At 64.4% G+C, this 12,172-nt stretch carries 9 protein-coding genes; 6 read left to right on the forward strand and 3 right to left on the reverse strand.

Annotated elements, in window-relative coordinates; all coding sequences use genetic code 11:
* Window positions 1-31: 31 nt before the first annotated feature.
* The 3 genes from mhpT to JMY28_RS11450 all read left to right on the forward strand — a co-directional run bounded on the left by mhpT (window position 32) and on the right by JMY28_RS11450 (window position 3,872).
* Entirely contained in the window at window positions 32-1,276 is a 1,245-nt protein-coding gene (mhpT, locus tag JMY28_RS11440; RefSeq protein WP_201696045.1) for a 3-(3-hydroxy-phenyl)propionate transporter MhpT, read from the forward strand.
* A 65-nt stretch (window positions 1,277-1,341) separates the two neighbouring features.
* A complete protein-coding gene (locus JMY28_RS11445; RefSeq protein ID WP_201696046.1) occupies window positions 1,342-2,211 on the forward strand; it encodes an alpha/beta fold hydrolase in 870 nt (289 codons plus the stop codon).
* A 308-nt stretch (window positions 2,212-2,519) separates the two neighbouring features.
* Window positions 2,520-3,872 carry an MFS transporter gene (locus tag JMY28_RS11450; protein ID WP_201696047.1) on the forward strand — a complete coding sequence of 451 codons (1,353 nt, stop codon included), beginning with the start codon at window positions 2,520-2,522 and terminating at the stop codon, window positions 3,870-3,872.
* Here JMY28_RS11450 and JMY28_RS11455 read toward each other — a convergent pair.
* Both JMY28_RS11455 and JMY28_RS11460 read right to left on the reverse strand, forming a co-directional pair.
* Window positions 3,869-4,315 (reverse strand): DUF1932 domain-containing protein, encoded by a 447-nt coding sequence (locus JMY28_RS11455; RefSeq protein ID WP_236596807.1) that lies wholly within the window; start codon window positions 4,313-4,315, stop codon window positions 3,869-3,871. The two genes, JMY28_RS11450 and JMY28_RS11455, sit on opposite strands and share 4 nt — an antisense overlap.
* A 145-nt stretch (window positions 4,316-4,460) precedes the next feature.
* The gene (locus JMY28_RS11460; RefSeq protein ID WP_201696048.1) at window positions 4,461-5,378 is read right to left on the reverse strand and encodes a LysR substrate-binding domain-containing protein; all 918 of its coding nucleotides are present in this window, start codon (window positions 5,376-5,378) and stop codon (window positions 4,461-4,463) included.
* A 115-nt stretch (window positions 5,379-5,493) separates the two neighbouring features.
* On the opposite strand from JMY28_RS11460, the gene ydiJ reads away from it, so the two are divergent.
* From ydiJ to JMY28_RS11475, 3 genes are all read left to right on the forward strand, one after another.
* Window positions 5,494-8,544 carry a D-2-hydroxyglutarate dehydrogenase YdiJ gene (ydiJ, locus tag JMY28_RS11465; RefSeq protein ID WP_201696049.1) on the forward strand — a complete coding sequence of 1,017 codons (3,051 nt, stop codon included), beginning with the start codon at window positions 5,494-5,496 and terminating at the stop codon, window positions 8,542-8,544.
* A 115-nt stretch (window positions 8,545-8,659) separates the two neighbouring features.
* A complete protein-coding gene (locus JMY28_RS11470) occupies window positions 8,660-8,995 on the forward strand; it encodes a response regulator (RefSeq protein WP_201696050.1) in 336 nt (111 codons plus the stop codon).
* Between the two features lie 149 nt (window positions 8,996-9,144).
* Entirely contained in the window at window positions 9,145-10,881 is a 1,737-nt protein-coding gene (locus tag JMY28_RS11475) for an ATP-binding protein (RefSeq protein ID WP_236596808.1), read from the forward strand.
* Between the two features lie 13 nt (window positions 10,882-10,894).
* Here JMY28_RS11475 and JMY28_RS11480 read toward each other — a convergent pair whose 3' ends face one another.
* Entirely contained in the window at window positions 10,895-12,139 is a 1,245-nt protein-coding gene (locus tag JMY28_RS11480) for a DUF1479 domain-containing protein (RefSeq protein ID WP_201696051.1), read from the reverse strand.
* Between the last annotated feature and the right edge of the window lie 33 nt (window positions 12,140-12,172).

Consider the following 12,172-nt stretch of genomic DNA (forward strand, 5'->3'; position numbering starts at 1 on the left):
AGCGGCTCGCATAGATATCTGGAGACTTTTTATGACGTCACGAAACAGTAGTGCTGGAGAAACTGGAGCGAGCAGCAAGGCAACCATCGCCCTGTGTCTGGCGATTGCGCTGCTCGAAGGGCTGGACCTGCAATCGGCGGGTGTAGCGGGACCGCGCATGGCGAAGGAGTTTCATCTCGCCGTGGCGCAAATGGGCTGGGCGTTCAGTGCGGGTGCGATTGGCCTCTTGCCGGGCGCGGCGCTGGGCGGGCGGCTCGCCGACCGGTTTGGCCGCAAGCGCGTGCTCATGTGGTCGGTTGCGCTGTTCGGGCTGTTCTCGCTCGCCACGACCATGGTGTGGAATTTCGAAAGCCTGCTCGTCGCGCGTCTGCTCACGGGTCTCGGTCTCGGCGCGGCCATGCCGAACCTGATCGCGCTGTGCTCGGAGGCCGCGGGTCCACAGCAGCGCAGCACGGCGGTGGGCGCGATGTACTGCGGCATGCCGTTCGGCGCGGCGATCGCTGCCGTAATCGGCATGCTCGGCACAGGGGACGCGAGCTGGCGTCACGTGTTCTACGTTGGCGGTCTCGGTCCGATCGTGATGGTGCCGCTGTTGGGCGTGTTCCTGCGCGAGTCGCAGCAATTCGTGGCCACGCAGGCTTCGAAGGCGAAAGAAGGCGCGCCGAGCGTGGCGCAAGCGCTCTGGCGCGAGGGCCGCGCGCGTACGACCATCGCGCTGTGGATCAGCTACCTCGGCACGCTGATCGTGCTGTACTTCCTGATGAACTGGCTGCCGTCGATGGTGCTTGCACGCGGCCTCACGCGCGTGCAGTCGAACCTCGTGCTGATGCTGTTCAACATCGGCGGCGGTATTGGCGCGGTTGCGATCGCAACGATCATGGATCGCTTTGGCCGCCGCGGCACGGTGATCGGCATGTACATCGGCATCGTGGCGGCGCTTACCGTGCTCGCGGGCGCGGGCGGTGCGGGCTCGACGGCCGTGGGCGGCCTGCTGTGCGGCTTCTTTATCGTGGGCGGGCAGTCGGTGCTTTATGCACTCGCAGGTCATGCGTACCCCACGGAAGTGCGCGGCACGGGTGTGGGGGCAGCCGTGGCCGTGGGGCGTCTCGGTTCGATTCTCGGGCCGCTCGTGGCCGGTCAGTTGTTCGCACTCGGTCAGAGCCCGTCGATGCTGGTGGGCTCGAGCATTCCGCTCGTTGTGATCGCGGCGTTTGCCGCGCTGAGCGTGGTGGGTGCATTCAAGCAGCGCAGCGCATTGGGCGCACAGGGCGCATGAAATTGAAGGGGAGAAGGCACGCGCCTTCTCCGGCATGGGTTATCACGTTTTAAAGGATGGTCATCATGACTGGTACGGCACAAGCAATCACCGAAGCCTCGACGAGCAGGTTCGCCCGCGTGAAGGACGGCGACGTCGAGTTCCAGATTCACTACAACGACGCGGGCGAAGGCGCCGAAACCGTGGTGATGCTGCACGGCTCGGGTCCGGGCGCGAGCGGCTGGGCCAACTTCAACCGCAACGTCGAGCCGCTCGTCGCGGCCGGCTACCGCGTGATCCTGATGGACTGCCCGGGCTGGAGCAAGAGCGACCCGATCGTGTGCACGAACTCGCGCTCGGACCTGAACGGCCGGGTGCTCAAGGGGCTGCTCGACGTGCTCGACATCGAGCGCGTGCATATTCTCGGCAATTCGATGGGTGGTCATAGCGCCGTTGCATTCGCGCTGGCGAACCCGCAACGCGTGGGCAAGCTCGTGCTGATGGGCGGCGGCACTGGCGGCCCGAGCAGCTTCGTGCCGATGCCCACCGAAGGCATCAAGCTGCTGCAAGGTCTCTATCGCGATCCGACTATCGAGAACCTCAAGCGCATGATGAACGTGTTCGTGTACGACGCGAGCGCGCTCACCGACGAGCTGATGCAAACGCGCCTCGACAACATGCTCGCGCGCCGCGACCATCTGGAAAACTTCGTGAGGAGCCTCGCCGCGTTCCCGAAGCAGTTCAGCGACTACGGCCCGCGCCTTGGCGAAATCGCCGCGCCCACGCTCGTGATCTGGGGCCGCGACGACCGCTTCGTGCCGATGGATATCGGCCTGCGTCTGCTGGCCGGCATGCAGAACGCGCAACTGCACGTATTCAACCGTTGCGGCCACTGGGCGCAGTGGGAGCACGCGCAAGCGTTCAACCGCATGGTGATCGACTTCCTGGGGCACTGAAACACGCCGAAGCACTTGCAGCAACGACGCGGCGCACCTCATGGTGCGCCGTTTTTTTTCGTTTTGTGTGACGAAACCGTAAGTCAACGCGCCGCCAACCGGTTCATCTAAAGACAAACCCGCATTAGCGTAAAACGAAACGATTCGTCATTGACAAATTAAACCTGCCCCACCTATGATCGGCTCACTGCCTGGAGATGCGCGAACCGCGCACCCCGGCGAGTCGCGCAAGGCGCGCAAGACGCCGCGCATCAACGGTCTGCCCGGATCCGACTGGGTAAGCCGCAGTCATGTTTGGAGACAGGCAGATGCCCCAATCGATTGCCCCGGACCACGGGTCCGAAGCCGCGCGCACCTACGCCGCGCCCGCGCAACAACTCTCGCAGCAAGACGACGCGCTCTATCGCAAGGTGTCGGCGCGCGTCATCCCGTTCTTGTTCGTTTGCTACGTCGTGTCGTTTCTCGACCGCATCAACATCGGCTTCGCGCAATTGCAGATGAAGCACGACCTGGGCTTCAGCGACGCGATGTACGGCCTCGGCGCCGCCGTCTTCTACGTGGGCTACGTGCTGTGCGAAGTTCCGAGCAACATGCTGCTTGCGCGCTTCGGCGCGCGCCGCACGTTCATGCGCATCATGCTGCTGTGGGGCATTGCCTCGACCAGCATGATGTTCGTGTCCAGCCCCACGCAGTTCTACGCGCTACGCTTCCTGCTGGGCGTGTTCGAGGCGGGCTTCTTTCCGGGCATCGTGCTCTATCTCACGTACTGGTATCCAGCGCGCCGCCGCGCGGCCGTGTTCTCGATCTTCTTCGCTGGCGTGGCGGTGGCGGGCGTGCTGGGCGGCCTCATCTCGGGCTGGATCATGCGCGACATGGCCGGCGTGGCGGGCCTTGCCGGCTGGCGCTGGATGTTCGTGATCGAAGGTCTGCCGGCCGTGCTGCTCGGCCTCATGGCGGCGTTCTGGCTCGTGGACGGCCCCGAGAAGGCGAGGTGGCTGACCGACGCAGAGAAGGCCCATCTCCTCGCACAACGTGACGGCGAAAGCGATCACGCGCATTCCACGCGTTCGTTCGGGGCGGCGCTGCGCAACCCGCGCGTGTATCTGTTCGCGTTCATCTACTTCTCGCTGACCTGTGCCTCGCTCACGCTGAACTTCTGGATGCCGCTGATGATTCGCGACTTCGGCGTGCATGACGTGCTGGCGATCAGCCTCTACACCGTCATCCCGAATGCGGTGGGCGCGGTGGGCCTCATGTGGATCGCGCGCCGCTCGGACCGGCGTGGCGAACGGCGCTGGCATTTCGCAGCGTGCACGATAGGCGGCGGCATGGCATTGGCGCTGCTCACGCTGCATCTGGCGAGTTTCGCCGCGATGATGGCGATCCTTTCGGTGGCAGCGGTGCTGATCTTTGCCGCGTTGCCGATCTTCTGGGCGGTGCCTTCGGCGTACCTCTCGGGGAAGGCCGCAGCGGCCGGAATTGCGCTCATCAGCAGTATCGGCATTACGAGCGGCATTGTGAGCCCGTGGGCGATCGGGCTCATCAAGACGCATACGGGCAGCATGGACAACGCGCTGTATCTGCTCGCGGCGTTGCTGGTGACTAGCGGCGCGGCGCTGGTGACGGGTGTGCCGGCCGCGGGCAAGCGCCAATCACATTAAGCAGACTTGAGCAGCGTGCGCCATTGCGGCAGTCTGCCCTTTTCATCAAGCGCCTCGACGAGCGGAGCGGGGCGCTCGGCCAGCGCCTGCTGAACGTCCGCGATGGCATTGGCCAGCTCGCTCGACATGCCGAGTCCGTCGAGCATGGCCGCTGCCTCGCGCATTTCCTCGGAGCGCCGCTGGCCATGCTCGACCACGCGGCCAATCAGGTACGACTCATAGCCCGTGTCCCAACCCATGCCTGGGAAGCTTGCCGCAAGCGATGCAAGCACGCGGTCGTCCACGCCGAACTGCTTCGCGGCGAGCATCGATTGCACGCACATCGCTTCCATGCCTTTGATCATGATGCTGCGGCACAGCTTGATGGCGGAGGCGCGTCCGTCCAGCAGCATCGGCACGCGTATGCCTTGCGGCGGCACGGGCGCCATCACAGCGACTTCCACGTAATCGGCGCCAACGTGTGGGCGGTATTCAGGCTTTGCGAAACGCCAAATAAGCCATCTGTTTTTCTTATCGGCTCGGATGAAATTATGAGGTGCGCGTGCAGCAAGTTTCGTCCTGCGTCCCCTTGCGGGTGCAACCCTGGAATCACTGCCGCCCGGCAAGCTCCTCCAGCAGCCAGTCGCGAAACGCAACCAGCACAGGGTGGCGCTGAGCACGCTCCGGGTAGACCAGGTAATACGAGCGCGAGCTTGGCACCGCTTCGAACGGGCTGAGAAGCCGGTTCTCGTTCAATTCGTCTTCCACCAGCATGCGCGGCACGAGGCCCACGCCGATACCGGCGACAACCGCCTGGATCAAATGCGAGGTCAGCTCGAAACTCGGGCCCGGACGCAGCGCGTCGTGACGCAAGCCGAAATGCGCGCACCATTCGCGCCATGCGTCGGGGAAGCTGCGCACGCGCAGCAGCGTGAGGCCCTCCAGGGATTCGATGGTCGGCGCGACGGCCCGTCGCTTCAGTTTCTTCGCGAACGGCAACGCAGCGGGGTTGCCAACCAGCACCAGCTCTTCCGCATAGAGCCTGTGCGCCGTTACGCCGGGCCAGCGGCCGTCGCCCACCACGATCGCGGCGTCGAGATCCTGGGTCGAAAAATCGGCAGCCTCGATGCGCGAGTCGAGATCGATCTGCAAATCGGGGTGCGTCTGATAGAAGCGGTGCAGGCGCGGCAGCAGCCACTTGGCGCCAAACGTCGGCAGGGTCGCGACGCGTAACTGCGTTTTCGGCGCGTTCGCCGTGAGGGCCTGCAGCGTCGCGCTGCGGATCAGCGTAAGCGCGTGAGCGATCTCGGCCATATAGGCTCGGCCGATATCGGTCGGGATGATGCGTTTGCCCTCGCGCGTGAAGAGCGCAAGGTCGAGCATCGCTTCGAGCGCCTGAACCTGGCGGCTCACGGCGCTCTGCGTGAGCGACAGCTCCTCGGCGGCGCGCGTGAAGCTCTCGTGGCGCGCGGACGCTTCGAATGCGAGCAGCAGCGACATGGAAGGCGTGAGCTTGCGGTAATTCATTCATAAACCTCATGATCAACCCAACCAATTTACGTTTGTCCGGTGACGGTTGGGACGCGACAATTCCATGCCGGAAAGGGCCATCTAGCGCCCGATGCGAAACTTCGAGAGTGACATGACCATTGCCCAGCTTACCATCGGCGAATTCGGTAGCCCCCTGATCCGTCGATTTTTGCATGAACTGGAAGCGTCGGGTTTCGAAGGCGAGGTGGATGCGAGTCACGCCACGCGCACGGTGCTGGCCACGGACAATTCGATCTACCAGCGCTATCCACAAGCGGTGGTGTTCCCGCGCCATGCGACGGACGTCGCACGCCTCGCGAGCCTGCTCGGGCGCGACGCATTTCGCGGCGTGGCGGTCGCGGCGCGCGGCGGCGGCACGGGTACGAACGGGCAGTCGCTGACCGAAGGCGTCGTGGTCGATATGTCGAGGCATATGAACCGGATCCTCGAAATCGATCCGGTTGCGCGTACGGCGCGAGTGGAGGCCGGCGTTGTGAAGGATCAGCTCAATGCCGAACTGAAGCGACACGGGCTTTTTTTTGCGCCGGAGCTTTCGACTTCGAACCGCGCGACCATCGGCGGCATGATCAGCACGGATGCGAGCGGGCAGGGCAGTTGCACCTACGGGAAAACGCGCGATCACGTGCTCGCGCTGGAAACGGTCCTGGTCGGCGGGGAGCGTCTGTCGAGCGCGCCGGTCGCTCAGGCCGCGCTCGTCGCGCTTTGCGCACGCGACGGCAAGGTCGGCGAGGTTTTTCGCACCGCGCGCGATATCAGCGAGCGCGAAGCCGGCCTGATACGCGAGCGCTTTCCCGCGTTGAACCGCTGCTTGACGGGTTACGACCTCGCCCATCTGCATGACGGCGCAGGGCGCTTCGACATCAATAGCGTGCTGTGCGGCTCGGAAGGCACGCTCGGCTTCATTGTCGAGGCGACGCTCAATGTGTTGCCCGTGCCAAAGCACGCCGTGCTCGTCAATATCCGCTATGAGGGCTTCATGGATGCCTTGCGCGACGCGCGTGCGCTGATGGCCCATCGTCCGCTCTCGATCGAAACCGTGGATTCCACTGTGCTGCGGCTTGCGCGCGAGGATATCGTCTGGCAAAGCGTGGCCGAGTATTTCCCCGCTGACGATGGCGTCGAAGGCGGCGCGAGCGGCATCAACATGGTCGAATTCAGCGGCGACGATGCGAACGAAGTGCGCGAGCGCGTGGCGGCGTTCGCCGCGCACCTGAGCGCGGACGCGAGCGTGAAGCGTCTCGGCCATACGATTGCCGATGGCGAGGCGGCGATCAATCGCGTCTATGCGATGCGCAAGCGTGCGGTGGGCCTGCTTGGCAACGCGCGCGGCGCGAGCCGCCCGCAGCCTTTCGTGGAGGACACGGCCGTACCGCCGGAAAATCTCGCCGACTACATCGCAGAGTTTCGCGCGCTGCTAGACGGTTTCGGCTTGCGTTACGGCATGTTCGGCCACGTCGATGCGGGCGTGCTCCACGTGCGCCCCGCGCTCGACATGCGCAATCCCGACGACGCCGCGCTCGTGCGCCCCATTTCGGATGCCGTGACCGCCCTGACGATGAAGTATGGCGGCCTGCTGTGGGGAGAGCATGGCAAGGGCGTGCGCTCCGAGTACGTGCCCGAGTATTTCGGGCCTTTGTATCCGGCGCTGCAGCGGCTCAAGGCGGCATTCGATCCGCACAATCAGCTCAATCCAGGCAAGATCGCGACGCCTGCGCTCGCGAGTGCGGCGCTGTTGAAGATCGACACGACGACACTGCGCGGCGAGTTGGACCGGCGCATCGACGAGCGCGTCTGGCAGGCCAATGCTGACGCCGTTCACTGCAACGGCAACGGCGCCTGCTACAACTTCGACCCGAACGACGCCATGTGTCCGTCGTGGAAAGCCACGCGCGAGCGCGTGCATTCGCCGAAGGGCCGGGCTTCGCTCATGCGCGAATGGTTGCGTCTGCAACAGGATGCCGGCGCGGATCTCACCGCTGTGCCGCTTGCGGCGGCGTTGCCGGTGCGCATCGTCAATAGTGTGCGCAAAAGCCAGGGCGAACAGGACTTCTCGCATGAGGTTTATGACGCCATGGCGGGTTGCCTCTCGTGCAAGTCATGCACGGGGCAGTGCCCCGTGAAGGTGAGCGTGCCCGAGTTTCGCGCGCGCTTTCTGGAGCTTTATCACACGCGCTATTTGCGTCCGCTGCGTGACCATTTGATCGGTGCGCTCGAATTCACGGTGCCGCGCGTAGCGGCGGTGCCGGGCGCGAGTCGCGTATACAACGCGCTGATGAGCGCGGGTCTCGTCAAATCGTTGCTTGCGCGCTGCGTTGGCCTGGTCGATAGCCCGTTGTTGAGTCGCGTGTCATGGCGTGCGGTGCTGCGCAAGTCGGGAGCGGAGATCGCAACGCCCAAACGGCTCTCGATGCTTGGCGAAGCCGAGCGCGAGCGCAGCGTGATCGTGGTGCAGGACGCGTTCACGCGTTACTTCGAAACGCCTGTAGCGGCCGCGTTTCTGGAACTCGCCGCGCGTCTTGGCTTTAAGGTATTCATCGCGCCTTATGCTCCGAACGGCAAGCCGCTGCACGTGCAGGGGTTTCTGCCGCAATTTCGCCGCGCCGCGCGGCGCAATGCGGCGCAACTGGCCGCGCTTGCCAGCTCGGGTGTGCCGCTCGTCGGCATCGACCCGGCCATGACGCTCGTGTACCGCCAGGAGTACCGCAAGGTGGTAGGCATCGAGGCGGCGCCAGAGGTCCTGCTGCCGCAGGAATGGCTGCTCGGCGCATTGCGCACGCGCGCGACAACGCCGCGAGCATCGGGCTCATTCCGCCTGCTCCCGCATTGCACCGAGCGCACCAACGCGAGCGCCGCCATGCTCTTGTGGAAAGACGTCTTCGCCGCAGCGGGCCTCGCGCTCGCGACGCCGGCTAGCGGATGCTGCGGCATGTCGGGCACCTACGGCCACGAGGCGCGCAATCGCGCGACTTCGGAAGCGATCTTCGAGCAATCGTGGGCGCGGCATGTCGATGCGGCAGCTACGGCGACGCATGAGGCGGAAGAATTGCTCGCTACGGGTTATTCGTGCCGCTGCCAGGTGAAGCGCTTGCGCGGGCGTCAGTTACGCCACCCGGTTCAGGTGTTGCTGGACGCGCTGGGCTGAATGAGCGGTTGCAATTGGCGCAATCCGGGTACACTCGAAGGCGAACCGCGGGGCAAGCCGGTTGTGTCGCGCCCCCGCTCCAGCCAGCTTTTTGCGCCCGATGCCAAAACGAATTTTGCTTGTCGACGACAACCGCGACGTCGCAGATGCGCTCGCGGCGCTCGTCGAGTTCGAAGGTCATCAAGCCCGATGCGCCGCGGATGGACAAGAGGCCCTGCTCGTTGCCGGATCGTTCCTTCCCGAGCTCGCCTTCGTGGACTGGAAGCTTCCAGACATGAGCGGCGGCGAGCTGGTGGGCCAGCTTCGGCTCAACCCCGCTCTGTCGAATACCCGGTATGTTCTGCTATCCGGTCACATCGACCCGGACATTGCGGCCAAGGCCGCCGCAGCCGGTTTCGACAAATGTCTGACGAAACCGGTGCGGCTCGAAGACCTGTTGGCGTGCCTGTGACGCCGGTTGCGCGTTGTCGCTATCTTGACGGGGCGCACCGGGAGCCGGAACAATAATTGCGCACACTGTCTCGCTCGTGGCGGCCTCGAATCTCCACGAACATCGTAGTTCCGGTATCCAGCAGCGTCTCCTCGGAGCAGACTCGCGTCATGAACAAGGAAGTTCTACCGCGGATCGAGCGCCCCTCGACCCGTTGGCCGGGTGAAATGGCGGAGCGCATCGCCGCATTCGACTGGAGCAATACGGCGCTCGGCCCGCGCGAAACCTGGTCGGCGAGCCTCGTTGCCGCGATCAACATGCTTCTCGCCTCGCCTTCCCCGCTCGTCATGCTATGGGGCCACGAAGGCACGATGGTCTACAACGACGCCTACGCGGTTTTCGCGGGCGGGCGGCATCCGTTCTTGCTGGGCAAGCCGGTCGAAACCGGCTGGCCAGAGGTGGCGGCGTTCAACCGGAATGTCGTCGATACGTGTCTCGCCGGTGGGACCCTGACCTTTCAGGACAAGCTGCTCGTGCTGTATCGCGAGGGTCACGCCGAAGACGTCTGGTTGGACCTGAGCTATAGCCCGGTTTTCGAGGACGACGAGCGGCCGGCGGGCGTCATCGCCATCGTGTTCGAAACGACGGCGAAGATACAGGCGGAAAGGCAGCGCAAGGTGGCTGAAGACGCGCTGCTGCAACTCACCCAGACCTTGGAGCAGCGCGTAGCCGAGGAAGTGGGCGCGCGCGTGGCGATGGAGGAGCGGCTGCGTCAGGCGCAAAAGCTCGAGGCGATCGGCAGTCTCACGGGCGGTGTGGCGCACGACTTCAACAACGTCTTGCAGGTCATCTCCGCCAATCTGCAACTTATCGAGCTTTCGACGAAAGGCAATGAGGCGCTCGAGCGGCGCGTGGTCGCGGTCAGCAACGCGGTGTCGCGCGGCGCGAAGCTTGCCGCGCAATTGCTGGCCTTTGCGCGAAGGCAACCGCTCGCGCCGGCCGTTCTGAATCCCTTCCGGCTGGTCGAAGGCATGGCCGAGATGCTTCACCGCACGTTGCCGGAGACGATCGAACTCGCCATCGTGCCGACGCAAGAGAGCTGGAACATCTGTGCGGACCGCAGCCAGCTGGAAAGCGCGCTGTTGAATCTGGTCATCAACTCGCGCGACGCGATAGACGGACCCGGACGCATCGACGTGTGTCTCGCGAACATCGGCGCACAGGACGATGAAGAGGCGCGCCGTGACGGCGTGCCCGGTGGCGAATACGTTCGCCTGCGCGTTTCGGACTCGGGCAGCGGCATGCCCGACCACGTGAAAGCGCGCGTGTTCGAACCGTTCTTCACCACGAAGGCCGAGGGCCAGGGCACGGGACTGGGCTTGAGCATGGTGCATGGGTTCGTGGCGCAGAGTTCGGGCCACGTCTTCATTGAAAGCACGGAAGGCCAGGGCACCACAGTCAGCCTCTATTTCCCGCGCAGCCTGGAAGCCGAATACGACGCTTACAAGCCGACCGTTGCGAGGCAGGAGCGCGGCGGCGAGACGATTCTCGTTGTCGAAGACGATGCCGAGGTTCGCATTGCCGCGATCGAAATGCTGGCGCAGCTCGGCTACAAGGTGCTCTCCGCGCAAGACGGCGAGAACGCGCTCAAGCTGATCCAGAGCGGCCAGCGTTTCGACCTGCTGTTCACCGATGTCGTGACGCCCGGTACGGTGAGAAGCAGCGAGCTGGCTCGCATTGCCAGCGGGCCGCCCTATTACGCCGAGGTCCTGTTTGCCTCTGGCTATACGCGCGACGTCATTTTCCACGACGGCAAGCTCGACGAAGGCGTTGCGCTCATTAGCAAGCCTTATCGATTCGACGAGCTTGCCGTTGCGGTGCGCAACGCGCTCAACAAGACCGCATGACGTTGACGCGGCGTCAGGTCTTCATCCCGATCTGCGCGCGTCCGAGCGGCGTCAGGTCATCGACCGTTGCGCGGCCAGTGAAATCGACTTCGAAATGGTCCGTCGGGAAGTCGGGCGGGCTCCGGCCTTCGAGGAAGCTCGGTAGCTGCCGCGCGAGATACGCATCGTTCTTGGCGCAGAACGGCGCCGAAGCGATGTACATCACGTTGCTGTAGCCCTTGCCGCGATGCGCATCCTCCACGGCATGAATGACGTCGCTATGCCAGAAGACGGTGTCGCCCGGCTGCATCAACGGAATCGACGAAAGCGCGTGGAAAAGCGGCGCGTGATACTCCGGCTTGATCGACAGTGCCCGGCCCGGCATCGCGCCGCACAGGTCGTCGTCCGCAACGTCGTCCTGTAGCGCGCGCAGCAGGATATAGACCATTGCGTTCGCAATCGGCACCAGTTGCAGCGTGCCGTCGCCGGGGCCTTGCTGCGTGAGCGCAGTCCACCCCTGAAACGTGCGGAACATCGAGCAGACAGCGGGTGACGGAATCTCTTCGACCTCGGTGCGCCACGCCGCATCGAACGCGTCATAGTCGCGCCAGTTTCCGGAGAAGACGTGGCGGTAGACCTTGCGGAAGTTCGCTTCGATCCAGCGCTCGACTGAACCGCCGTCGCAGTGGGCGGACAGACCCAGCGACTCGGAGCCAGGTGGCCGGCGGCGCAGCCGGTCTGCATAAACCGGCACATGATTCGGGTCGAAATGCACGCGGCCTTCGCTCTCGGTGCGCCATAGCCGGTTCAGGAACACGCGCGCCTGCGTCAGCTCCGGCGACTGGCGCGCGAGCACTTGCGGCTTTGACCAGTACACGCCGTAGATCTGTGGTTTGCTCGAGGCCAGTTGGCCGAAGTATTTGTCTTCGGCGCGATGGAGCAGCTTGCGGTCGAGATCGTTTCGCTCGACATAGTCCGCAATGTCGTTGTCCCACTGCGCGACGAGCGAGCGGTCGAATACCTTGCGGATGACACAGGCGCCGCGCGCCTTCACGAGCGCGATCTGCTCCGCGCTAACCCGATTGCCGACGATGTCCGCGAACGCGATTTCGGGGATGACGGGCTCACCCCGGTCGCGAAGCTGGGCAATGCGATGCGCCTCTTCTTGCATGGCCGATTCGACCTCGGCGAACACGGCCTGGTAGTTGGGCAGTCTCTCCCGCAATTCCTGCTTCGCCCGGCGGATAGCCGCCGGCAGGTCGTCGATATGCAAAGCCATTGGGTTGTCTCCGCCGTGGTGATTTCGAATGAT

The sequence above is a fragment of the Paraburkholderia hiiakae genome, from assembly GCF_904848665.1.
GTDB lineage: Bacteria > Pseudomonadota > Gammaproteobacteria > Burkholderiales > Burkholderiaceae > Paraburkholderia > Paraburkholderia hiiakae.